The 22,601-nt window shown below is 62.0% G+C and carries 19 protein-coding genes and 1 tRNA gene; 5 read left to right on the top strand and 15 right to left on the bottom strand.

The window, feature by feature from the left end:
- Nucleotides 1-48 precede the first annotated feature (48 nt).
- From ACQ4MJ_RS01635 to ACQ4MJ_RS01650, 4 genes are all read right to left on the bottom strand, one after another.
- On the bottom strand, nt 49-3,375 hold the full coding sequence (locus tag ACQ4MJ_RS01635; RefSeq protein ID WP_431173688.1) for a type I restriction endonuclease subunit R: 3,327 nt from the start codon (nt 3,373-3,375) through the stop codon (nt 49-51).
- A 19-nt stretch (nt 3,376-3,394) separates the two neighbouring features.
- Nucleotides 3,395-4,540, bottom strand: a complete 1,146-nt coding sequence (locus ACQ4MJ_RS01640; RefSeq protein WP_409889182.1) for a Fic family protein — start codon at nt 4,538-4,540, stop codon at nt 3,395-3,397.
- 439 nt (nt 4,541-4,979) lie between these two features.
- Nucleotides 4,980-6,320 carry a restriction endonuclease subunit S gene (locus tag ACQ4MJ_RS01645; RefSeq protein ID WP_431150531.1) on the bottom strand — a complete coding sequence of 447 codons (1,341 nt, stop codon included), beginning with the start codon at nt 6,318-6,320 and terminating at the stop codon, nt 4,980-4,982.
- Nucleotides 6,310-7,950: an N-6 DNA methylase gene (locus tag ACQ4MJ_RS01650; protein WP_431150528.1), complete on the bottom strand. Its 1,641-nt coding sequence runs from the start codon at nt 7,948-7,950 to the stop codon at nt 6,310-6,312. Before ACQ4MJ_RS01650 ends, ACQ4MJ_RS01645 begins: the two co-directional genes overlap by 11 nt.
- Nucleotides 7,951-8,225: 275 nt before the next feature.
- Between ACQ4MJ_RS01650 and ACQ4MJ_RS01655 the strand changes: the two genes are divergently transcribed.
- The 5 genes from ACQ4MJ_RS01655 (at nt 8,226) to ACQ4MJ_RS01675 (ending at nt 13,961) form a co-directional block, all read left to right on the top strand.
- The gene (locus ACQ4MJ_RS01655; protein ID WP_431150525.1) at nt 8,226-9,407 is read left to right on the top strand and encodes a tyrosine-type recombinase/integrase; all 1,182 of its coding nucleotides are present in this window, start codon (nt 8,226-8,228) and stop codon (nt 9,405-9,407) included.
- A gap of 267 nt (nt 9,408-9,674) precedes the next feature.
- Nucleotides 9,675-10,673 carry a DUF4062 domain-containing protein gene (locus ACQ4MJ_RS01660; protein WP_431150522.1) on the top strand — a complete coding sequence of 333 codons (999 nt, stop codon included), beginning with the start codon at nt 9,675-9,677 and terminating at the stop codon, nt 10,671-10,673.
- Nucleotides 10,674-10,773: 100 nt separating this feature from the next.
- Nucleotides 10,774-11,196, top strand: coding sequence for a hypothetical protein (locus tag ACQ4MJ_RS01665; protein WP_431150519.1), 423 nt, complete (start codon nt 10,774-10,776; stop codon nt 11,194-11,196).
- A 499-nt stretch (nt 11,197-11,695) separates the two neighbouring features.
- The gene (locus ACQ4MJ_RS01670; protein ID WP_431150517.1) at nt 11,696-13,216 is read left to right on the top strand and encodes a hypothetical protein; all 1,521 of its coding nucleotides are present in this window, start codon (nt 11,696-11,698) and stop codon (nt 13,214-13,216) included.
- Nucleotides 13,217-13,379: 163 nt separating this feature from the next.
- Nucleotides 13,380-13,961, top strand: a complete 582-nt coding sequence (locus tag ACQ4MJ_RS01675; RefSeq protein WP_056746853.1) for a hypothetical protein — start codon at nt 13,380-13,382, stop codon at nt 13,959-13,961.
- A gap of 191 nt (nt 13,962-14,152) precedes the next feature.
- Here the strand turns inward: ACQ4MJ_RS01675 and ACQ4MJ_RS01680 are convergent, their stop codons facing one another.
- The 11 genes from ACQ4MJ_RS01680 to ACQ4MJ_RS01730 form a co-directional block, all read right to left on the bottom strand.
- Nucleotides 14,153-14,878, bottom strand: coding sequence for a hypothetical protein (locus ACQ4MJ_RS01680; RefSeq protein WP_431150514.1), 726 nt, complete (start codon nt 14,876-14,878; stop codon nt 14,153-14,155).
- Nucleotides 14,879-14,892: 14 nt separating this feature from the next.
- Nucleotides 14,893-15,099: a hypothetical protein gene (locus tag ACQ4MJ_RS01685; protein WP_431150511.1), complete on the bottom strand. Its 207-nt coding sequence runs from the start codon at nt 15,097-15,099 to the stop codon at nt 14,893-14,895.
- A 98-nt stretch (nt 15,100-15,197) separates the two neighbouring features.
- Nucleotides 15,198-15,638 (bottom strand): hypothetical protein, encoded by a 441-nt coding sequence (locus tag ACQ4MJ_RS01690; protein ID WP_431150508.1) that lies wholly within the window; start codon nt 15,636-15,638, stop codon nt 15,198-15,200.
- Nucleotides 15,635-16,285 (bottom strand): hypothetical protein, encoded by a 651-nt coding sequence (locus tag ACQ4MJ_RS01695; RefSeq protein WP_431150506.1) that lies wholly within the window; start codon nt 16,283-16,285, stop codon nt 15,635-15,637. The genes ACQ4MJ_RS01690 and ACQ4MJ_RS01695 overlap by 4 nt, the downstream gene beginning before the upstream one ends.
- Nucleotides 16,282-19,401 (bottom strand): hypothetical protein, encoded by a 3,120-nt coding sequence (locus tag ACQ4MJ_RS01700; RefSeq protein ID WP_431150503.1) that lies wholly within the window; start codon nt 19,399-19,401, stop codon nt 16,282-16,284. The genes ACQ4MJ_RS01695 and ACQ4MJ_RS01700 overlap by 4 nt, the downstream gene beginning before the upstream one ends.
- A gap of 10 nt (nt 19,402-19,411) precedes the next feature.
- Entirely contained in the window at nt 19,412-20,137 is a 726-nt protein-coding gene (locus tag ACQ4MJ_RS01705; protein ID WP_431150500.1) for a DUF7146 domain-containing protein, read from the bottom strand.
- The gene (locus ACQ4MJ_RS01710) at nt 20,134-20,280 is read right to left on the bottom strand and encodes a hypothetical protein (RefSeq protein ID WP_156401031.1); all 147 of its coding nucleotides are present in this window, start codon (nt 20,278-20,280) and stop codon (nt 20,134-20,136) included. Before ACQ4MJ_RS01710 ends, ACQ4MJ_RS01705 begins: the two co-directional genes overlap by 4 nt.
- The gene (locus ACQ4MJ_RS01715; protein ID WP_056746846.1) at nt 20,277-20,630 is read right to left on the bottom strand and encodes a hypothetical protein; all 354 of its coding nucleotides are present in this window, start codon (nt 20,628-20,630) and stop codon (nt 20,277-20,279) included. Before ACQ4MJ_RS01715 ends, ACQ4MJ_RS01710 begins: the two co-directional genes overlap by 4 nt.
- Before the next feature lie 503 nt (nt 20,631-21,133).
- Nucleotides 21,134-21,472: an ogr/Delta-like zinc finger family protein gene (locus ACQ4MJ_RS01720; RefSeq protein ID WP_082565042.1), complete on the bottom strand. Its 339-nt coding sequence runs from the start codon at nt 21,470-21,472 to the stop codon at nt 21,134-21,136.
- Nucleotides 21,469-21,810: a helix-turn-helix transcriptional regulator gene (locus tag ACQ4MJ_RS01725; RefSeq protein WP_082565041.1), complete on the bottom strand. Its 342-nt coding sequence runs from the start codon at nt 21,808-21,810 to the stop codon at nt 21,469-21,471. The genes ACQ4MJ_RS01720 and ACQ4MJ_RS01725 overlap by 4 nt, the downstream gene beginning before the upstream one ends.
- A 703-nt stretch (nt 21,811-22,513) precedes the next feature.
- A tRNA-Arg gene (locus ACQ4MJ_RS01730) sits at nt 22,514-22,588 on the bottom strand.
- Nucleotides 22,589-22,601: the final 13 nt, after the last annotated feature.

Here is a 22,601-nt window from a genome sequence, read left to right on the forward strand (position 1 = left end):
TCTGGATTCAGCGGGGCTCCGTGCCAGACGCCCATTGGGAAACTTCCATCAGGCTGCAGCCAACTCGCTCCACGCATCACCCAGCGCCTGTGCCTGCTGAAGCACCAGTTCCACCGCTGCCGCTTCCAGGTCGGGCGGGTATTTGTACTTGCGCAGGATGCGTTTGACCATGAGGCGCAGCTTGGCTTGCACGCTCTCGCGCTCGGTCCAGTCCACGGTCAGGTTCTTGCGCAGGTTGTCGGTCAGTTCGTGGGCGATTTTTTTCAGCGTGTCGTCGCTCAGCGTGCGCACGGCGGCCTCGTTCTCGGCCAGCGCGGTGTAAAAGCGCACCTCGTCTTCGCTCAACCCCAGCTTGTCGGCCAGGCCATGCGCCTCACGGAACTTGCGGGCCATGTCCAGCAGTTCTTCCATCACCTGGGCGGTTTCAATGCTGCGGTTCTGGTAGCGCACGATCACCCCACCCAGCAGCTCCGAGAACTTTTTGCTCTGCACCACGTTGCTGGCAAAGCGGCTTTTGATCTCGCCCTCCAGCAGGCGCTCCAGCAGCTCCACCGCCAGGTTGCGCTCGGGCAGCGCCCGCACCTGGGCCAGAAAGCCTTCGTCCAGCAGGCCGATGTTGGGCTTCTCCAGCCCCACGGCGTCAAAAATATCCACCACGCTTTCAGACACCACGGCCTGGCTGATGATCTGGCGCACCGCCAGCTCGCGCTGTTCGTCGGTGCGCTGTTTGGCGGTGATGTCGCGCTTGGTCAGGATCACCTTGACGCCTTGCATGAAGGCCACCTCCTCGCGCACCGCCTTGGCTTCGTCGAGCGTGCAGCACAGCGTGAAGGCATGGCTCATCGCCAGGGCCGTGTCGGCAAAACGTTTTTTGCCGTCCTGTCCAGCCTGACGTTGCAGCCCAAAAATATGATCAGCCGCGCCCGCCAGCACGCGGTGGCCTCCCGTCAGAAAGCCGCTGTAGTCAAACCCGTGCAGCAGGGCGCGCAGCACGTCGATCTTTTCCAGCACCACGCTGAAGGCCTCGTGCGCGTCCACCGTCGGGCGGCCGCGGCCTTGGGCGGCGGTGTATTCCTTCATGGCGGCTTTGAGCTCGTTGCCGATGCCAATGTAGTCCACCACCAGGCCGCCCTGTTTGTCCTTGAACACGCGGTTCACGCGGGCAATGGCTTGCATCAGGTTGTGGCCCTTCATGGGCTTGTCCACATACAAGGTGTGCACGCAGGGCGCGTCAAAGCCGGTCAGCCACATGTCGCGCACGATCACGATGCGCAGCGGGTCAGCCGGGTCTTTGAAGCGCTTTTCGAGCCGTTTTTTGACTTGCGCGCTGTAGATGTGCGGGCGCAGCAGCGCTTTGTCGCTGGCGCTGCCGGTCATCACGATCTTGATGGCGCCCAGCTCGGGGTCGGCGTTGTGCCACTCGGGGCGCAGGCGCACGATCTCGTTGTACAGGTGCGCGCAGATGTCGCGGCTCATGGCCACCACCATGGCCTTGCCGCGCTGTGCCGTGTTGCGCTCTTCAAAATGCGCCACCAGGTCCTGCGCCACACGCGCCACGCGGGGCTCGGCGCCCACCACCTGCTCCAGCGCGGCCCAGCGGCTTTTCAGCCGCGACTGCACGCTCTCTTCTTCGTCCTCGGCCAGCTCGTCCACTTCGGCGTCGATGCTGGGCAGCTCGTCGGCCTTCAGGCCCAGCTTCACCATGCGGCTTTCGTAGTAGATGGCCACGGTGGCGCCGTCTTCCTTGGCCTGCTGCATGTCATACACGTGGATGTAGTCGCCAAACACCGCGCGCGTGTCGCGGTCGGTGCCGCTCACGGGTGTGCCAGTAAAGGCGACAAAGGTGGCGTTGGGCAGTGCATCGCGCAGGTGCTGGGCGTAACCCACCTGGTAGTGTTCCCGGGTGGGCTCCACCGTGTTCGCTTCGGTGCCAACCCGGTAGGTGGGCGGCGCAAACTCGGCACGGTGTGCGGGTGCGGTGCCGCTGCCTGTGGTGATGGGGTTTGCTACTGTATTGGTAGCTGGTGGCGCTTGTGTATCAAGCGCTAGAGCCTGATTTGGCTTGAAATTTTCCTTCCCATCGGCCTTCACATCAGCCTTGCGCACCTTCAGCCGCGCCTCAAACCCGTACTGCGTGCGGTGCGCTTCGTCGGCAATCACCACGATGTTGTGGCGGTCCGACAGCATGGGATAGCTGTCTTCGTCCTCGCCGGGCATGAACTTCTGGATGGTGGCAAACACAATGCCGCCCGAGGGCCGGTTGGCCAGCAGCGTGCGCAGCTCTTGCCGGGTGCGGGCCTGCACGGGCTGCTCGCGCAGCAGGTCTTGCGCCAGGCCAAACACTCCCAGCAGCTGGCCGTCCAGGTCGTTGCGGTCGGTGATGACAACGATGGTGGGGTTCTGCAGCGCGGGCTCTTGCATCACGCGGGCGGCAAAGCAGGTCATGGTGATGCTCTTGCCGCTGCCCTGCGTGTGCCACACCACGCCGCCCTTGCCCTTGGTGGCTGGGTCTGCACCATCGCCTGGCGTGGCGGCAGCCACCACCTGGGCAATGGCGGCGCGCACCGCATGAAACTGGTGGTAGCCCGCAATCTTCTTCACCAGCTGGCCATCGTCTTCAAACAGCACAAAGTAGCGCAGGTAGTCCAGCAGGTACTGCGGCGCCAGCACGCCGCGCACCAGCGTCTGCAGCTCGTTGAACTGGCCCAGCGGGTCCAGCGTGGCGCCGTCAATCGTGCGCCACGCCATGAAGCGCTCGGCGCTTGCGCTCAGCGACCCCAGCAGCGCCTCGGTGCCGTCCGAAATCACCAGCACCTCGTTGGTGTGGAACAGGTCCGGGATCTGCTCCTTGTACGTCTGGATCTGGTCGTAGGCCTTCCACACGCTGGCGGCCTGGTCGGCGGGGTTCTTCAGCTCCAGCAACACCAGCGGCAGGCCGTTCACAAACAGCACCACATCCGGCCGGCGCGTGTGGCGCGGCCCGCGCACGCTGAACTGGTTCACCGCCAGCCAGTCATTGCGCTCGGGCGTGGCCCAATCCACCAGGCGCACAAAGTCGCCCACCGTCTCGTTGCCGCGCTGGTACTGCACCGGCACACCGGCCACCAGCAGCCGGTGAAACCGCCGGTTGGCCGCCAGCAGCGCCGGCACGCCCAGGTCTTGCACCTGCGCCAGCGCGTCATCAATCGCCGTGGCGGGCATGCTGGGGTTCAGCCGTACCAGCGCAGCGCGCAGGCGTCCCGCCAGCAGAACTTGCCGGTAGTCGCTGCGCTCGGGCGCGGGGCCGTCGGGGGCGATGTCGGGGCCTGCCATGTGGGCGTAGCCCACGTCCTGCAGCCAGGCCAGGGTTTCGCGTTCGAGCTGGTCTTCGGTCATGGGCTTTTGCTCGCACCTTTCAGAGTTTCATTAGCTCGATGTAGGGCTGATAGCTGTAGCTGCGGTTCTTCTTTTGCCCCGTCAACTCTGTCACTATGCCCAGCTCACTGAGCATCTGCACTGCTGCGTTTGCGGTGGGAAAGCTGGTGCCCAATTGCTGACGCACCCGCTCCACGGTGAAGCGCGGCATCATGGGCAGCAGTTCAAACAAGCGGTAGCTGGCTGGGCCCGCCTTGGGCGCTTGCAGCAGGCGCCTGCGGTCTGCGGCCACCAGGCTGGCAATCGCCACAATGCCGCGTTCAGCCTCGGATGCGGCGGTTTCCACGCCGTGCAGAAAGAAACCCACCCAGCCCTCCCAGTCGCCCTGCGTACGCACTGTAGAGAGGTGGCGGTAGTAGTCGGCCTGGTGTTGTTTGAGGTAGCCGCTCAGGTACATCAAGGGTTCTGGCAGCAAAGCCCAATGCTCCAGCAGTGCGGCAATCAGCAGGCGGCCAATGCGGCCATTGCCGTCAAGAAACGGGTGAATGGTTTCAAACTGCGCGTGCACCAACGCAATCTTGACCAGCGGCGGCAATGGGCTGTGGGCTTGGTGAATGAACTGCTCCATATCGCCCAGCAGCGCTGCCACACGCTCGGCCGGAGGCGGCACAAACACGGCATTGCCCGGCCGGGTGCCACCAATCCAGTTTTGCGAGCGGCGTAACTCACCGGGTTGTTTGCCCGTGCCGCGCACGCCGCTGAGCAGCAACCGGTGGGCGTCACACAGCAGGCGCACGCTGATGGGCAGGCCGGCCGGGTCACGCAGGTTGTGCTGCACCAGCCTGAACGCGCGCAGGTAGTTGGTCACCTCTTCCACGTCGTCGGTGTTGCTCACAGCAAAACCGGCTTCGTCGTCGAACAGATCGGTGAGGGTGGCTTGCGTGCCTTCAATCTGCGATGTCAGCAACGCCTCTTTGCGAATGGCGCTGTATAGCAGCCAGTCCACAGAGGGCACCAGCCCTGCCACCCCGGCCAAGCGGGCCAGCGCCATTTCCGCCGCGTGGTTGGCCGCTGCAAACGACTCAGGGGCCAGCGGCGGTTTGGCGGGGGGCAGCGAATGCGGCACAAACGCCTGGACCGGCTCGCCGAGCGTGGCGGATGTGATGAAAGTGCCGGTGCTGCGCATCGTATGAAAGCATTCTTTAATAAGCGGCTGCGGTATTAAAGCATTCTTTAATATGAAAGCGCGGTATGCAAGCGTGCTTTCACAGAACAAGGCAACTTCTGCTGCCGCAGCCCCAAACGTCGTTGCGGCTCCAGGCTATCAATGGGCATCAGCTGCTGCCCCATTTCAGTCCTGTCCCCCCATGCACGCCCCAAGGAAAAAACCGCTATGGCGCCGTGACTGGGGAGCAGGTGAGTTGGACTTCGGTCATGGCGTCGGTGCCAGGCTCGCGCTGCCATGAAAATCTCAAGTGGAATTGCAATTAACCGATTAGGTCTTTGATTCAATTGGAAGTTTTTGACAACTTTGGTGCTAAACGGATTTGCGTTTATGCACTTTGCCCCCAAAAAGGCATCCTCGGGCGCTTCCACCAACCAGCGGTTCAAAGTGTCTAAGTTCCTCATCTCGCGGCCTCCACGGACATTTCAGCCAATGCTTCGGGCAAGCGCAACTGGCCGGAGATCAGGCGGGGGAGCAGGGTGTCTCGGAGGGTGGAGAGGGTTTCTGCGGTTGATGAGTTGTGACTGCGCTGCAGTTCAGTTGCCGAGACTACATCCTCGAAGGCAGAAAGCAGCGCATCTGGCGGCAGGAGCACGGGAACCGAGCCAAGGATGCCGGTGTTGATGTTTGGCATGGTGGCACCCACCGCATGCTGTACCAGCCAAGTGCGGGCCTGAGCTGCGTCCAATGCCATGGACAAAAAGGTTGAAGAGCGCCAACTTTTGCCTGGGCGAAGCAAAAGGCAACCTGTGCCGCACAGCCAACCAGCCTCTCTTTGTGTAATGAGAGCGTGACGTTCTACGTCACCCCGGCGACTGAAAACAATGTCGCCCGCGATCAGTTGGTGTCTTGAAAGGCGATCGGCGTTTTCCTGGCTCACTCGTGCAACCGAGTCGGTCATGACCCGGCGGTCCTTGATGTCTTTTGGCATGACCACCGGCACGCCGGAGTCCACGTAGTCCGACGCATGGAGTTGGCTGCCAAAGGGCCCTGTTTGGATGCTCCCATGGTGTGTTGAAGTCAGGTCGGCCAGGTGGCTCATTCGCCACCCCTTCGGCACCCGCCCCAACTCCGACTCCACCAGCGCATCGGGAAACAGCGCTGCTGTGGCCTCGTCCATGCTTTCGGGGGCGCGGCCTTCCATCTTGGCGCGCACGGGGTCGAAATCGACAAACCACGACTTGAACAGCGCCTGGGCAATGGCTTCGAGCGTGGCGTTGGTTTCGCGCAGGAGGGTGATGCGGTCGTCGAGAAGCGACAAGTAGTCGGCAATTGCAGCCTGGATATTCAGTGGTGGAATAGGAAATTCAAGGTTTCGCAGTACCTCAAGATTGATGTTCTCCTGCGCAGAACCATAGGCATGGCTTTTGACCTGCTTGCGCATAGCCTGAAAAAGATACTCAATGAAACGAACATCTGCCTTTCCGGGATCAGCGGTAAATCCAACAACGCTGTCTGGAAAACATGCGGGAAAAGTTAGCAGCGCTGTTTCTGCAATATTTGCTGCAATGGTTATTGCAAGTGTGCCCGCGGGCCACAAGCGACTTTGAGCCAGACCTGCTTCGCTATATGTCTGGCGAAAACTGGTAACGCGGCCGCCTGAATTTGTTATGTCGCCGGTTTGAATGAACGGGTACGGACCACCGTAGAGGTGCGCTGCATCTCTTGGGCGGTGCTTGGATTTGCCCCTGTCAAATTCTCCCAGCGATGATATTTTTTGAGTACGCCATTCAGAACTCATACCCCAGCCCCCCCAACTTCTGCCGAATCACCGCATCCAGCTCTGCGCCTTTGGCCATCTGCTCGCCCAGCTTCTCCGTCAGCTTGACCATCTTGTCGGCAAAGGCTTCGTCGTCGTCCTCCACCGCCTCGGCGCCCACATAGCGGCCGGGGGTGAGCACGTGGCCGTGTTGGGCGATCTCGGCCAGGGGGACGCTGCGGCAGAAGCCGGGGATGTCTTGGTAGATGGCGGGGTGGTGGGGGTGGGCTTCGACGGGCTCAGCCTGAACGGTTGGGGGTGCGCTGGCTTCGACAGTCGCAGCCCGAACGGGGTTGGCAGTGGGCGCGGGCTCGCCGCGCCAGGCGGCCACGGTGGCGGCGATGCGGTCGATGACCTCGTCGGTCAGCTCGCCCTGCACGCGGCTGATCATGGTGGCGAGCTTGCGGGCGTCGATGAACAGCACTTCGCCCTTGCGCTTTTTGCTCTTGGCCAAAAACCACAGGCACGCCGGGATTTGCGTGTTGAAAAACAGCTGGCCGGGCAGGGCAATCATCACTTCCACCACGTCGGCATCGACCATGGCGGCGCGGATCTGGCCCTCGTTGTTCTGGCTGCTGCTCATGCTGCCATTCGCCAAAACAATTCCAGCACGGCCGGTGGCTTTGAGGTGGTGCAGCATGTGCTGCAGCCAGGCGGTGTTGGCGTTGCCGTGGGGTGGGTCGCCATACACCCAGCGGGCGTCGCCCTCCAGGCTGGGGTGCCACCAGTCGCTGATGTTGAAGGGCGGGTTGGCCAGGATGAAGTCGGCGCGCAGGTCGGGGTGCTGGTTGCGCACAAAGGTGTCGGCGGGTTCGCGCCCCAGGTTGAAGTCGATGCCGCGAATGGCCAGGTTCATGGCGGCCAGGCGCCAGGTGGTGGGGTTGCTCTCTTGTCCGTAGATGGAGACATCGCCCTTTTTGCCGCCGTGGGCTTCGATGAACTTTTCGCTCTGCACAAACATGCCGCCGCTGCCGCAGCACGGGTCGTACACCTTGCCGGTGTGTGGGTTGAGCACGGCCACCAGGGTTTTGACGATGCTGGCGGGGGTGTAGAACTGCCCGCCGCGCTTGCCTTCGGCACTGGCGAACATGCCCAGAAAGTATTCGTACACCTGGCCCAGGGTGTCGCGGGCCACGTCGGGGGTGTCGCCAAAGCCGATGGTCGATACCAAATCGACCAGCTCGCCCAGCTTGCCATCGGGCAGCTGTGCACGGGCGTAGCGTTTGTCCAGGATGCCTTTGAGCGTCGGGTTCTCGGCCTCGATCAGCGTGAGGGCGTCGTCAATGCGTTTGCCAATGTCGGGCTGCTTGGCGGCATTGCGCAATTGCTCCCAGCGCGCGGCTTCGGGCACCCAGAAGACGTTGGCTTCTTTGTAGTAGTCGCGGTCTTCCAGCTCGGCCGCTATGTCGGCGGGGTCGGCATCACCGTAGAAGTATTCGTCGTCGGGGTCTGCCAGGCGCAGCACCAGCGTGGCGTGGTGGGCGGCAAAGGTGTCAGAGATGTATTTGACGAAGATGAGGCCGAGCACCAGGTGCTTGTATTCGGCGGCGTCCATGTTGGCGCGCAGCTTGTCTGCGGTGGCCCACAGGGTTTTCTGGATGTCTTGGAGCATGTGGCTGCGGTGTGTTGCGCTGGGTAGCTGCTTGGCGGGCAGGCCCGCCGCACACACTGCGAAGACCCTGCCACGGGGTTGCTTCTTCTTTGAATACTACTGTTTTGATAGCTGCTAGCGCTTGTCCAATAAGCGCTAGGGGCAGTTTTGACCATAAATCTGGTCCCCTCGACAGCTCTCGAAGTCTGGCCGCTAGGCCTCGTGGATATTAGGTCCGCGAATCATACGGGCAGAATGTGCCCCCATTTGTGCCCCCAGCCCTTTTTGGTGCCCCCTTGAAACTCACCGACACGAAGCTCCGCACCCTCTCTGAACCTGGCAAACACGCTGACGGCTTGGGCCTGTATCTCGAAATCTCCAAGGCAGGTGGGCGCTACTGGCGCATGAAGTACCGCTTCGCCGGAAAAGAAAAGCGCCTGGCCTTTGGCGTCTACCCCGATATCAGTCTCAAGGCCGCCCGGGAGTCCGCCAGCAAGGCCCGCAAACTGCTCCAAGACGACCAAGACCCCGGGGAGGCCCGCAAGGAGCAAAAGGCTCGGGTTATCCACGAAAACCGCAACACTCTCGAAGCCGTAGCCCGCGACTGGCTCGAACACCAGTCCACCCGCTGGGAGCCCGTCACCATGGGCCGCATCCGGGCTTCGCTTGAATCGGATGTGTTCCCGACCCTTGGTTCGCGGCCGATGGCCAGCCTGAAAGCCCGGGACGTCATGGAAGCCGTCAAAGCGGTGGAGGCCCGTGGCGCCAGCGATCAGGCCGGCCGCGTGCTGCAGCGCGTGAAGGCCATCTATCGTTGGGCCGTAACGCACCAGCGCATCGACGCCAATCCCATGCTCGATCTCGTGCCCTCCGAGATCCTCAAGCCACGCACCGTCCAGCACCGGGCCGCCCTGGCGGAAAAAGAGCTGCCCGAGTTCATGCGCAAGCTCGCGGCCTACGACGGCGCCCCCAGCATCGTTCTGGGCCTGCGCATGCTCATGCTCACGGCTTGCAGGCCTGGGGAAGTGCGCGGCGCACGCTGGGTGGAATTCGACCGCAAGGCGGCCCTGTGGACCATCCCCGCAGAGCGCATGAAGATGAGGGAAGAACACCGCGTGCCCCTGTCCAAACAGGCCCTCGAAGTGCTGGCCAGGATCGAGGCCATCAGCGGCGGCCGCGACCTGGTGTTCCCTAGTCCCTACTACCCCAGCAAGCCACTGAGCGAGAACACGTTCAACTCAGCACTCGCGCGCATGGGCTACAAGAGCATCGCTACGGCCCACGGATTCCGGGCTTTGTTCTCGACCGTGGCCAACGAACACGGATGGAACCCGGATGTGATCGAGAGGCAGCTCGCGCACAGGGAACAGAACGAGATCCGGGCGGCGTACCACCGGACAACGTACATGGCGGACCGTATCAAGCTGATGCAGTGGTGGGCCGACTACTTGGATGGAACGCGGTCAAAGAGCCGATGAGCTCGTATGCACTGGAAAGTAGTGGTCTTGCGCGGCTGCCAAATCAAAGTTTGGGCGGTAGTCCGTGCGCAAGCTATAGTGTTTGTAACGAACGCACTCGCAGCATTGATCCAGCAACCGTGCGGTGCGCAGCATAGGAGGGTGGCGGGTTTCATGGCTGAATCTGGTACCTTGTTTCCATGCAATGACGTACTGAAAAGCTAGGCTGCAAGCCCCTTGCGGCGCCAACGACAACTGGCCTTTTGCCGAGAAGAATGAGCAATCATCATGGACAAGAGATATCAAATTTTCGTCAGCTCTACATACGCAGACTTGAAGGATGAACGTCAGCGCGTAATCCAGGCATTAATGGAGATGGACTGCATCCCCGCCGGAATGGAGCTATTCCCCGCCGTAGACGAGGAGCAGTTTGCATTCATCAAGAGGGTCATTGATGATTGTGACTACTACCTTCTCGTGATCGGTGGGCGCTACGGGTCTCTAACCTCTGCCGGTATCAGTTATACAGAACAAGAGTACGACTATGCGGTGGCGAAGGACTTGAAGGTCATAGCCCTTCTGCATCAAGCTCCGGACGATATTCCATTGGGGAAGTCGGAGAGGGATCCCGAGCTTCGGGCGAAGCTCGATAAGTTTAGAGAGAAGGTGTCGACGGGCAGACTTGTACGCTTTTGGAACAGTGCAAATGAGCTACCAGGGATTGTGGCACTCAGTCTCTCCAAGACCATCAAGACGTATCCCGCACGAGGATGGATTAGGGCGGATCGCATCGCTAAGGAAGAAGTGCTGGCCGAGATTAACGAACTCAGAAAGAGGAACGCGGCTCTTTCAACTGAGCTTGCAGCTTTACGAACCGCTCCGGCGGCGAAGGTTGAAAATCTCGCAGGACTCGACGAAGCTATCGAGGTGTCTGGTAAGCACTGGTCTCAAGGTAGGTCGGGCTATCTCTGGACTGCGCGCCCGACTTGGCGGCAAATCTTCTCCATCATTTCGCCTTACCTCGTTCGTCATCCCGCGGCTTCCACTGTCAAGGGTGTCCTCGAGAAAGGCTTGTTCAAGATGTCATCCGCCTCAGGCAGTTCGCCAGACCTCGAAGATCAAGTCTTTCAGACTATTTCGGTTCAATTAAAGGCCCTAGGTCTCGTCAATATCCAATACACGAAGAATATTGCTGGAGGAATGGACCTCTTCTGGTCGGCAACGCCATCTGGCGAGAGGCTTACCCTAGATCTTCGAACAGTGAAGAGCGCCGAAAAGAATGGCTGACGGTGAAGGCCTGCCGGTGCCGGCTAACCGATCGGTCGACTCGAACAAGTTGCGGCAATGCGCCGGTTATCTTTGCGTTAGGCCGCACTACAGGTAGCTTATGTCCAAAAAGCTCATCTTTATCCTTCTACCTTCGATCGTGATATCGATCTGGCTCATTTCCCTCTTCGCTCTTCAGCATGTTCCTGAGAGAGGAACGTTCGGCGATATGTTCGGCGCAGTGAATGCTTTGTTCACAGGCTTAGCTTTCTCCGCAGCTGGCATTGCTGTGTATCTGCAATCACTCGAGCTGTCTGAAACGCGCAAAGAACTTGCGAGGTCTGCAAACGCGCTACTCGACAGCTCTGTGGTGCAGGCGCGAGTTCTAGAACTCCAGCGTCTAAACGCCATCGCATCGTTGAAGTTAAAGCTGATTGAAATTGATGCGAGCTTGGATGTTCATGGAAAGGCGATCGGCGAGAGCTACCGCGAGAAGATAGAAGCCATCATTGAATCCCTAGAGGGTAACGGTGGTGCGGCCTAACATTTCATTCAAGCCGACGCCGCTTCGCGGCGCGGCTTAATTCAGGCGCTGCGCGGCTGCTTGTGGCAAACGCCATATGTTGGTCCTAGCCGACAGCTGGTATCCCAGCAGCCGTAGTAACGGCCAGAGTGCAATCAACGTTGAGGAATGACCTAAGCAGCTACGCGCCACGCACGAACTACCACGTAGAGGGGTGGCGCGCAGTGGAGACCCCGCCTCACCTGCCCGCTAAATGGCCCTCAATTGACGACCTTGCCGACCATGGACTGCGCGAGGCACGGTGCGGCTTGGTGGGCGGTCTTCGCGCATTTTCGGGTGACGGGATTTGACGGCTTTTGTCTGGCCGTTCATAAGTGAGGGCGAGTGCCCGGTTACGTTGCGGACATATGATGATGGCGCGTCAGCATTCGGTGAGAGGCGACCATCCAGGGGGGCATCAACCCTCGTCAAGGCGGATTGCGGTCTGTCAGCTCGCTGTAGCTTCAACCTGGCTCAGACCTTGAACAACTACCTTCGATACAAGCCGCTTCGAAATCTCCTGCGCCAGTACAACCTACAGGATTCAATCGACGACATATGGTGGTATTTCCAAGCGGTGGACCATCATTCCTCGAATGAGAAGGTATGGACCGGCCAAGGATTCATAAAGCTAAAGGCCGAACTTCACAAGTGGGAGATCGCCATTCTTGCGCGCGAAATCGCGTTGAACGCGACGCCAAGGGGAACGCTTCGTCTTCGCCCCTGGCCCAACATGGCACGCGTGCTCAATATGCTGCGCACAGTCACCAATGACATGGTGGGGCCGGCAATGACGCCGGACCAGGCCTGCAACAGCTTGAACCCGACAGGCCATCTTCAGTTTCCATGGCAGCGCACGCGCCAACTCAATGCGCTCATGCGTTACTTCAAGGTGTTCTCTGAGCCCGACGTGGAGCGCCTACTGATTCGCCAGACTGGGGTCAGCACGAAGGAATGGTTTCTCGTGGGCTTTGCCACTGTGGGCCTTCTACAGCACAAATGCACGATCTCCGCTCACCAGGACTACCGATCGGTTGCCATTGAGCTGGAGCGATCCAAAACTGTGTTTGACAAACTGTCGCAGCCTCTCGAAGAACTCCAATCAAAAGTCAATGACGCAGCCAGGTACGACGACACCTGGATGTACACGTGGAACCCACTCGAAGCCAAACCGCTCGTGGGCTTGGACTTGACGCACCCTGAGCGCCTCCATTGCCCTATTCCCCACTATGTCATGAGCCGGGTAAGCCAAGGCCTCTTCTACGAAATCGCTCAAGCAGAAGGCTTCAACGACCCATTTGGTGCTTCGTTTCAAGCCTACTTTGGTGAGGTGCTGAGCAAGACATTCCCAAGCCCTCAATTCACGATTTACGAAGAGCGTGAGTACAAGGTGGGGCGCGCTCGAAAAGACGGCGTGGACTGGATAGTGACCGACGCCCGGGCGAACTTGTTTGTCGAATGCAAGGCCAAGCGGATGACCGTGGGTGCTAAGTCGGCGGTTGACCCAGCAATCATTGGCCAGCAAGTGGACTACCTGGCGAAAGCCGTCATACAGCTATACAAAAACATAGCTGATGCACTGGCAGGCCACACGCATTGGCCGCGAAACGATCGGCCAATCTTTCCGCTCGTCGTGACGCTCGAAGATTGGTACTTGTTTGGCACGTCAGCATACCTTTTGGCAGAAGGCGTGCGCAAGAAAATGGCTGAGGCGAATCTTGACCTCTCATGGCTTGACTCCATGCCCTATACCGTGGCCTCATGCGAGGACTTCGAAGACGTGAGCCCAACGATTGCCGAGGAAGGCATTCATGCGTTCTTTAACTTGAAGCACTCCGGCGATCAACAACGTTGGATGATCAAGTACTTTGCCAAAGAGCACTTCAACGAGGTGTACCAACGAACTGTTCACCGCCACCTCTTCAAGGACGAGTGGGACAGAATCCTTCCAGATAGTGTTTTGCCCTCAGGACTTAAGACTCCAGAGTCAAATTCGCCCTGATGGGGCGCGTACTCTCTGCTTGGTGGGGCGCCATCATCGCTGTCTTCGAGCTACTAGTGCACGCAAAGGAGGAGCTGCCGGGCGAGCCGCCAGCAGTGGTCTAGCCTTCATTCCTGAGTACCACCCCCGGCGGCCGCTGAATTCAAACGTTTGTCATCAAATCATGAAAAGTCGTACTAAGGATTTCGTCGCCTTGTTCAATGCGTTCTGGTATCGGGACTTTCCAATAACGCCAGATCGTATTGACATCAGTCGTCGCGCGCTTTGGACTACACATATCGCGTCTACGGTCAAGATGGCTGCAGACCACCTCGGTCTATACACATGCTTCGAAACGGGCGGAAAAACTGACGCGGTAATCCAAGACTCAAACGCGAAGGCCTGGGCGAAAGCAGAATGGGAATGGACACCGGCAAAGGTTGAAACCGTAAATGAAATTGAGAAGCTGGCAAGTGCAGCCAGCGAAGCTGACACATTCATCTTTGTCGGCTACAGCCGGACTGACAATGACACACATCAGCTCAATCTCGACGCCATTGGGCGGCAGTGGGAAGGAATCGACAAGCCGCTGATAGTGTTTCTCGTGACTTTCTCGTATTCAAAGAAGCGGCGGCATTTTCAAGAGCTGCAGACTTATGTCTTTACTGGCGGCAACCATAAGAGGGTGCGTGTGCAAGAGGCGCTCCCGTGGCAAGTGTCCGGCACCAAATGGCACGCCTCCGCGTACGCAAAAGTTGATGGCTAGTCTTTCCATAGAACGCATATCCAATCGACTGCGCCGGTCGGCCACTGCTCATGTCAAGCGTTGAGCTTCCGCTTTCTGAAACCGCCACCGGCGGTACCTAACCGACCAACGCAAAAAGGCCCCGACATCACTGCCGGGGCCTTTTGTCTTTCAGCGCCAGGGCGCATGCCTGGCTCGCTTCATCGTGATGCTCAGGCCGTCGCGGTCGCCTCCGCCCGCTGCAGCTGCATCACCTTCACCGGCGTGAGGAACGCACGCCCCGCAAACGCCCCCAGCTCCAGCGGCCCCAGTGCCTCCACTTCGGGCCGCTGCTGCGCCTCTGGCCGCTCCATCGCCACGGCCGACAGGCGCTGCCAGATGAACTTCATCCGGTAGGCCCTTGGATCGTCGGCTTGCCGGTCGATGCCCGTGGGCTCCGAGGCATGCGTCATAAGCGCCATGGCCCGCGTGAGCGCCTCTTCGGACTCTGCCAGGGCCTTGTAGGCTTCAAGCCGCGCATAGGCCCCATAGGCCGCGTCGTGCGCGTTGGCGTAGGTCTGCGCAGCGCGCGACGCACTGGCGCGCAGGGACAACGTCGTACGCTCCGAATCGGCCAGCGCCTCGCGCAGTTCTTCGGCAATGGCCAGCGCATCGTTCTTCTTGAACAGCGCCTCTTTCACGGCCTTCGTCTTCTCAAAATTCGCAGCCGCCAGCAACTGCTTGAACTCCAGCGTGGCGGCCTCTGCCGCAGCCTCATGGGCGGCAATCTTGCCGCGCAGGTCCGCATGGCGCTGCATCAGCTCCGCGTACTGCTTGCCCGAGCCCTCGTTGAAATCCGCGCAGGCTTTGAGCAACTTCGCCAGCGCGCTGTCGTAGGCCGCCTGGGCCTGGGCCAACTCGTCTTGAATCGTGGCGGTCTTGGTGGTTTGGGTCGTCATGGTGGTGATTCCTTTCAGCAGTCGGTGAGAACAACTTCGGCGGTCTGGGTCTTGCCCGAGCGGGTGCTGAACTGCAGGGACAGCTTCTGATCGACAGCAGAGAACTCCCCCGTGATCTTGTGCAGCTCGGTGCGCGCTTGCGTGTACTCCGACAGGGCGGCTTCGAGCTTGCGATTGGCGGACACATAGGCCGCGCGGGCCTTGGATTCATTGGCGAACATGGTGAACTTTCAGAGGTGAAAAAAGGAAGAAAACAACGGAAAAAACAGAAGGGAACAACAGAAGGGAACAACAGGCGCGGGGCAGTGCCCCGCAGCGTTCAATCAGCGTCCAGCCACTCGATAAACCCGGTCTCCTGCAAGTGGCTGCGCGCCACATGCCGGGCCGCCGGTGAGAACTTGCCGAGGACGGCCCTCAATACCGTGCGCAAGGCCAGAAAACGGGCCACCAAGGGCTCATGCTCCGCACGCAGGGCCGCCAGCTCTGCCGCCTGCGCTTCGCAGCGCTTGCGGGCTGCATCGAGCTGCAGGCGCAGGGATGGCGAGTCATCGGGCAGGGCACGGGCCGAAACAGTTGGCACAACAGGTGCGGCCGATTGCAAGGGCAGAGCCAGCCGCAGCGACAGCGGGGCCGCAGCGCCAGCGCGCAGTGCCTGCAACTCCGCCTTGCGCTTCTCGCGGTGCTTGCGCTGGCGTTCGGCGTTGGACATGGGAGCCTTGGCCGGTGTGGTGTCGCCGGTGGCGAAAGTGGCCTTGCTCATGGCGCCCCCAGTTCCACCGCGTTCGGGTGGAAAAAGTGGCAGTGCTGCAGCACGTGGGGCGCAGGCGTGAACCACGGATTGACCCCGGGCATCAGGCCCTTCTGCGCCATCGCGCAATAGCCCTTGCGCTGCAGATGCACGCAGTCGCTGCAGCGGTGGCGCTCGTCATCAATGAACAGAACGCCGCGCAGCCGTAGCAGGGCCACCAAGCCCGCGCGGTGGTCGCGAATGGCCACTCGTTGGTCGGGGCGCAAGGCACTGGCGGGCGAGACCTGCAGCGCTCCGGCATCCGTCACAGCCAGGGTCAAACCAGCGGATTCCAGCGTCTGCAGAATGCCGCGGGCGGCCCTGGCCAGGGCCTTGTCGGCATCGGTCAAACCACCGTCAGCGCTAAACGTGCTCGCTCGATTCGCCGCCAGGAACCCACCAAAGCCCACCAAACCCACCACGGCGGGCTCGCTTGAAACGGCATCGGCGCAAATTTTGTGCGCGCCGTTGACCGCCAAACACCCACCAAAACGCACCAAACCCACCAAGGCCGGGTCGGGTTCAACCTTGGTTTCGTGAATCTCGGTGCGCCGGTCGTCCGAAGTAAACCCCCCAAAAGCCACCAAACCCACCAAAGGCGATGAATGCGGGGCCGTCATTGGAAGAACTCCACATCGTCACCGGCCGAATTTGCTGCTTCGCCGGTCTCAGAATTTTTGGCGCGCGGATTGACCGCCGGAAACCCCCCAAAACCCCCCAAACCCACCACGCCGGGTGCATTGGAGGTGTCCGAACCCCCGTTTTTGGTGGGTTTGGTGCCTTTTGGTGGGTGTCTGCCGGTCAACGGCGCGTTCACGTTTTGATTTTGCGAATCGGTCGGTTCGTGCCCGGTCTGCCCCGGATTGGTGGGTTTGGTGGCTTTTGGTGGGTGTTCGGCGGCCGATGGCGCGTTCACGTTTTGCGTTTGCAAAGTCGGGGCAGGTGGCGATGCCCCCACCTTGCCCACCGACCAATGCAGCACCCCAGCCCGCAGGCCAATCCGCACGAACTGCTTGCCCCCGACGATGCGCCCGGTCATACGTTCCACCCACCGGCCCAGCATGCGCGAGTTGACCTTCCCGGCCTGCCCGGCGATCTCGTCCATCGCCCCGCCCAGCCGCTCGTCGGTATCGCCCCGGCGGATGACACTGGCCACCGTGGTCTGCATGCCCCCGAACGCCTCGTGCCACGCCTCCAGCATCGCAGCGAGCTTTGTTGTTTCCGGGTCCTGCTCGAAGGCCCTGGCGGCCGCCTCCATCGGGTCGCCCAACGATGGCAGTTCCGGGTCCCCGGCTTGCCGCACCAGACCCGCCAGCCAGCACAGCGGCTGCCTCACCAGATCATCCCAATGCTCGAAACTCGCGGTGCGCCCGCTGGCCACCTTCGGCCGCCCCGCAGTGATGTAGGCCCGCACGATGGTCAAGGCCGCCACCACATAGTGCAGCCGGTCGTTCGTCATCATCTGCGCGGGGTCGAACGCGAAGTCCCGCGTGTAGGGCTTCTCGCTCTGCGTATCGATGCGGGCGGTCAGCACCCGGCGGCAGGTGTCCGAGGTCATGCGCAGGTTGTTGCCCGTGGCGATGAACAAGGCCCGGTTCGGTAGCGTCACGGTCTCGCTCGAACCCAGGATGCGGTCGGCGAACGTGGGCGCGGTCAAGAACGCATCCAGTGATGCAGAGCCCAAGGGCTCGCGCACGTTGTCCCACAGCACCACGCGCTGGCCCTCGCGCAGCACGGCGAACAGGCGCTTGCGCGTTTCCTCGTCGGTGTCTGCGGGCGGCAGGATGGCCGGGTCGGTCCCCATCGCCAGGATGCCGATACAGCGCGCGAGCAGCGTCTTGCCACTCCCCGCCGCAGGCGCATCCAAACCGATGCCGGGGGCCGTGGGCAGACTGGCCCGCAACGCGGCCGACAGCAGGCCATGCAGCACCACCCCGCGCGCCACATCGTCCACTAGCGGGAACAGGGCCAGAGGCCGCCACAGGAACCGCAGCGCGGCCAGCGCATCGGCCGGGCTCGGGCTGGTCGGCACCTTCGGCGGGTTCGGATGCTCGCTGTAGAACAGCAGCCCGGAAACGTCATCATGGCCAGGGCGATCCAGAATGCTCCCATCAAGCCGCAGCGTGGGCGCAGTGACCACGGCGACAAGCTTCTTGAAACCTCGCTCGCCATGCTTGGCCAGGATGGCGCGCGCCACGCCCAGCGGTGCATCCTCCGCGCCTTCCTCGGTCTGGTCATCCCCTGCAGAGTCCTTGCGCTTGCGCACGGAGTAGAAGTCGCACACACGCCCCATGTGGTCGGTCAACCAGTCGGGCGACACCGGCCGCGCCTTGCCCTCGCTGACGTAGGCAATCGCCCCCTCGCCATAGTCGAACAGCTCCCCGCGCGACTTCAACACGGACAGGACTGCATCGGTTGTTGCGACACGCATCCCGCGCCCAATTTGCACGCGCGCCGACTGCCGCATCAGCTCAAAACGCATGCCCCCGTGGCGGTGCGTGTAGAGGTACGGCCGCTGTCCGCTCTTGAGGTTCACCACGGCCACGCGGCGGTCGGTGTCCGGGTCCAGCGGGTCCGCGAACTGCGCGTTGTGCCAGCGGTCGGGCGCGTCCAAAATCTCGCCCACCGACACGGGTTCACCCTCTGCCGATGTGAGCATGAAATGCCCCATCAAAACCCGTTTCTCACTGGCCCGCACCAGCACATCGCGCGCCTTCTCCAACGGGATGCCGCGCCGCATGGCCAGCGATGGCGCCTTCGCATTGGCCCAGCGTTCACGCTGCGCCGCGCACTGCCCGGCGATGGCCTCGCGCTTCGCACGCTTGAGGCTCTGCACCTGCTTGCGGGTCTCGCCGTCGCACTCGATCAGGCCAAGGTCGAACAAGGCAGAGGGATCGCCATAGATGCGCGCTGCAGCGCCAGGGCGGTCCAGGCCATCGAGCAACACGGGAGGGGCGCAGAAGTCCAGCCGCTCGGGTTGCCATACGGTCGCATCAATGAGGGACCGCTCCAGCGCTTGGCCAGCGCGCCCGACCTCATACCAACCTTGTCCAAATGCCCACAGCAGCGTGAACAGCGTCTTGCCCGCATCGGGGATGCGCGAGGCATCACGCACAGGGATGTAAAGGCGGTGCCGGTCCAGGCCCGACAGCACGCGCCCATCCGGGGCCTGCACACCCGCCGAACAGCTGGGGCGCCAGAGCATCGGCGCATCGGCCAGGGCAGGGCATGCATCGATCAAACGCTGGCGCAGTTCATCGGCGTTCAGCTCGCCATTCGGGCACCCGTCATGGTCCAGCATCAAGACGCCCGGACCACGCGGGAACGCGAAGTGCTGGCGCGTGCGGGAGATAGCTCCATGCGCTCCGTCGTTCACCTGAGCATCCCGCTCCGCCACGATGGCGGCTTGTTCGGGCGCGCAGATTCCCCAGCCCACCGCTTGAGCCGGTGTGAGGCTGTCCAGCGCTTGGGCCAGGGCCTGCAGCCCTGACACGCGCACGCGCTGCGCGGTGCCCGCCATCATCGAAGCGGCCGCCTGTTTGTTCAGCGTGCCGTCGCGATTCAGGCTCAGCACCTTGGTAAGCCGCTCGGGCTCGGTGGACGTGAACACGGTGAACTGCAGCGCCGGTGCGCGAGCTGGTGCAGCTCCTTGTGGAGCTGCTTGCACTGCGGCTTGTGCGCTGGTGTCGTTCGATGCCGCGCCCGTGCTTGTGGCGTTGGCCTTCTTCTTTGCCATGGTGATTCCTTCAAACGTTGGGGGCGGAGGTGGTGTTGGCAGTGCGTGGCGTGACCGTCTGCACATAGCTGCTGAGACCGCAGCGCGCAGCCTTGCGCGCCAGCTCGCAGGCCGGGACCGCGTGGGCCGCGTCGCTGGTGTCGGTGAACACATGCAGGTGCGTGACCTCGCGTGGCCACAGGAAATGCGCGAGCGCTGCAGCGTCTGCAACAGCCCACACTGGCATGCGCAGTGCAGAGGAGAAGCGCAGCGCGGACACCACGCCCACGGCGACGCCCAGCACCACGCCATCGGTTTGCACACGCGGTGCAGACAGCCGCACGGCCGCGCCCTTGATGTGCCCATCGGTGCCCGTGGCCTTGATGAACGAAGGCACCGGCGCAGGCGTGCCGCGCGGGGTCAGATAAAAGCGCTGCAGGGCCACGGTGTGCCGCACGGCGGGCTTGAACAACCCGTGCGGGTGAACATCAATCTCCAGCGCGGCCAGCAGCGCGGGAAAGGCGCCAATGCACGCGGCGCTGCCCTGGCTGTCGGTGTGCCAGTAGTCGAGCGATGGATGCAGGCGCAAAGCGTCGGGCCAGTTCGCGGCGTCGTGCCCCCGCAAGCCCTGCCGCACCAGATAGCGGCTCGCTGCATCGTCCGATGCAATGGCCTGTGCCTCGTTCCAAAGTTGTGCGATGCGCTGGCGGTTCTGTTCGTAGGCGTGCTGGAGGTTGATGCGAACGGGCGCGTTCATGAGACCCTCCGCACGCTCAGCAAACGCAGGTCTCCAAAGCGCTCGAAAGCGCTGGAGCCGATGGCCGCATGCGATGCGGCCTGCTGGGTGTAGCGGTGGAATGTGCCCGCCCCGTCAATGCACTTGATGAGGTAGGTCTTCATTGCAGGGTCTCCCGTGCGCCCAGGGCGCTGTGCAGGGTCTGCAGCGTGGAATCGAGCGCGTCCAGGTCGTGAGCGAAACGCTCATTCACCAGACGAAGCAAGGCGCCCAGTTCGTCGCGATGGGCGACGATGGTCTGGCTGTCCTTTGAGCCGTGGCAGCTCATGAGCTTCTCGATGGCGCCATAGGCCTGCAGCGTGGTGCGCAGGTCGCCTGCGTTGTCGTCGGCATCAAGGGCCAGCGAACGCGGGGCGCGGTCAGACAGCGGGGGAGGGCAAGAGCAAGAGGGAGAGGAATGCGCGCGTGCAGCTGCGCCGGACGCGGATGCGCCCGAGGGGGTACGGTCAGCCATGGGAGGCCTCCAAGCGAGTTCGGTTTGCAAAAACCGTCACTCCCAACGCCAATTGGGGGCGGCGGCTCGAACAGGTTGGCGTACCGGGAACCCGCTTGCGCGAACCGGCGAGCCTTGCGGCTCCCCATCCGAGCCGCCAAAACTTGGAGGCGCGAACAAACAAGCCGCAGTTGCTCTGCGGGAGAGGCTGCGGCTTGCGTCGCAGCGGGTTACACGGGACGCCAATCCCGATTACGCCTTTTTGTGACGTAACGCCCGAAGTATAGCGACGCGTGGTGGGTTTGGTTGATTTTGGTGGGTGTTTGGGGGCGAACTGGCGCGGCAAGTTCGCGGCGTGTGCGGTATTGCACGGACGGAAAACAGGCTGGCCAGGACTGCAGGAGCTGGGGGTGGTGGTCATGGGAATCAAGGGCAAAAGGGGCAAACAGGGTTCTTCGGGCGTAGGTCGGGCCGCAGGGCCGCAAAACGGCTCCGCAAGGCGGTGCTTTGGGGGTAGGGTGGACCTACGGCGCCAGGGCGGCCGATTCGGTCTCTGTGGCGTCGGTATCCGTGCCCGGGCGGTCGGCATCAGCCGGGGGCAGGCGGTCGCATTGGGCGATAGGGTGTCGTGCCATCTGTTCCATCACGTCACGGCGCCGGACGTGGGGACTCAGGGGCAGCAGGATGGACGGATCAGGCGTAGCCGATGGGGACAGCGTGCGGTTGATCTCGGTCGCGGCCGCGAAGGTGTGGCCACAGGCGGCGTTCTTGCAGACAAGGAACAGCTCGCGCAGCAGGGGCGTTACTTCGACGCTGTTGCGAACGTTCGCCCAGCTCTTGCAGTGGGGGCAGCGCATTCTCATGAGCGGCTCCGTTTTGTTGCAGCGCTGGCCGTTGCGCGGGTGCGCGCTGCCTTGGGCGCGGGCTTGGCAGCAACGGGTGCGGGCGGTTCGATGGGCAGGGCGGCCGGTGGGCGGGCAGCGATCCACGCATCAATATCCGACTCACGCCAGGCCACCGCGTGGGCTGTGAGGTTCACGGCGGCCGGGAAGGATTTGGCCCGAATGGCTGCATAGATCGTGCTGCGGCCAAGGCCGGTCATGTGCTTCACGTCAGCCAGGCGTAGCAGGCGATTGCGCACAGGGCGCAGCTCAGAGGCAGGGGTGTTTTTTGCGTGGTGGATGTCGGTGGATGTGTGCATGCCTCTATGGTCATGGACGGACGGCCGTGGACAAACGAGTGCTGCATGTGTGTGCGCTCTACACATGCTGAAGTTGGGCGAAGTGGCCGGGGCGGACTCCGAAAGGCGGACTTTGGGCCGGTGGGCAGCTCGCCGCGTGGTGGGTTTGGTTGGATTTGGGGGGTTGTGGACGGCCAATCGCGCGCCCAAAAATTGGCTCAGCGGGCGGAGAGGCGAGGGCGGCCGGTCAGTTCTGGGGGCACAAACCGGAGTGGCTGGGGGCACATCAGGGCCGAACTGGGGGCACAACCGGCGGGCGGTTGGTGGGTTCGGTGGGTTTCAGGGGGGTGCTTCGGCCCAATCGTGCGCGGCGGAGTTATCCCGGGACGGAGGCCTGGTTGTGGGTCAGGCGTGGGGCACAAACCGGCGCGGCTGGAGGCACATCCGGCTGCCGCGTGTGGGTTCGGTGGGCTTTAGGGGGTGTTTGGGCCTGCTGGCGTGCGTAAAACCGCCCTGAGGCCGCCCTCTGCCATGGGGCATCTCCCCCTGGGGTGGGGGCATAAAAGAAATGTGCCCCCACTTTTGAAAAATGTGCCCCCAAATGTGCCCCCAATTTGCGCGGATGGGGGTGGATTGGGTTGGACGGGTCTGGACAGCTAAGATACTGATTTCAAAGGAGAAATAAAAAAGTCCGGAAGAGTTTGGACTCTTACGGACTGGTCGCTGGTCCCCTCGACAGGAATCGAACCTGTATCTAGCGCTTAGGAGGCACTCGTTCTATCCATTGAACTACGAGGAGCAAGACAGCCGCG

This window comes from Acidovorax facilis (assembly GCF_050626955.1).
Taxonomy (GTDB): domain Bacteria; phylum Pseudomonadota; class Gammaproteobacteria; order Burkholderiales; family Burkholderiaceae_C; genus Acidovorax; species Acidovorax facilis.

Coding starts and splice junctions, on each gene's coding strand:
- ACQ4MJ_RS01710 (WP_156401031.1), bottom strand. CDS start 20,280: ATGAAGACCTACCTCATCAAGTGCATTGACGGGGCGGGCACATTCCAC.
- ACQ4MJ_RS01650 (WP_431150528.1), bottom strand. CDS start 7,950: ATGCTCCAAGACATCCAGAAAACCCTGTGGGCCACCGCAGACAAGCTG.
- ACQ4MJ_RS01725 (WP_082565041.1), bottom strand. CDS start 21,810: ATGCACACATCCACCGACATCCACCACGCAAAAAACACCCCTGCCTCT.
- ACQ4MJ_RS01680 (WP_431150514.1), bottom strand. CDS start 14,878: ATGACGACCCAAACCACCAAGACCGCCACGATTCAAGACGAGTTGGCC.
- ACQ4MJ_RS01660 (WP_431150522.1), top strand. CDS start 9,675: ATGGACAAGAGATATCAAATTTTCGTCAGCTCTACATACGCAGACTTG.
- ACQ4MJ_RS01700 (WP_431150503.1), bottom strand. CDS start 19,401: ATGGCAAAGAAGAAGGCCAACGCCACAAGCACGGGCGCGGCATCGAAC.
- ACQ4MJ_RS01705 (WP_431150500.1), bottom strand. CDS start 20,137: ATGAACGCGCCCGTTCGCATCAACCTCCAGCACGCCTACGAACAGAAC.
- ACQ4MJ_RS01645 (WP_431150531.1), bottom strand. CDS start 6,320: ATGAGTTCTGAATGGCGTACTCAAAAAATATCATCGCTGGGAGAATTT.
- ACQ4MJ_RS01635 (WP_431173688.1), bottom strand. CDS start 3,375: ATGACCGAAGACCAGCTCGAACGCGAAACCCTGGCCTGGCTGCAGGAC.
- ACQ4MJ_RS01665 (WP_431150519.1), top strand. CDS start 10,774: ATGTCCAAAAAGCTCATCTTTATCCTTCTACCTTCGATCGTGATATCG.
- ACQ4MJ_RS01685 (WP_431150511.1), bottom strand. CDS start 15,099: ATGTTCGCCAATGAATCCAAGGCCCGCGCGGCCTATGTGTCCGCCAAT.
- ACQ4MJ_RS01640 (WP_409889182.1), bottom strand. CDS start 4,540: ATGCGCAGCACCGGCACTTTCATCACATCCGCCACGCTCGGCGAGCCG.
- ACQ4MJ_RS01675 (WP_056746853.1), top strand. CDS start 13,380: ATGAAAAGTCGTACTAAGGATTTCGTCGCCTTGTTCAATGCGTTCTGG.
- ACQ4MJ_RS01690 (WP_431150508.1), bottom strand. CDS start 15,638: ATGAGCAAGGCCACTTTCGCCACCGGCGACACCACACCGGCCAAGGCT.
- ACQ4MJ_RS01695 (WP_431150506.1), bottom strand. CDS start 16,285: ATGACGGCCCCGCATTCATCGCCTTTGGTGGGTTTGGTGGCTTTTGGG.
- ACQ4MJ_RS01715 (WP_056746846.1), bottom strand. CDS start 20,630: ATGGCTGACCGTACCCCCTCGGGCGCATCCGCGTCCGGCGCAGCTGCA.
- ACQ4MJ_RS01720 (WP_082565042.1), bottom strand. CDS start 21,472: ATGAGAATGCGCTGCCCCCACTGCAAGAGCTGGGCGAACGTTCGCAAC.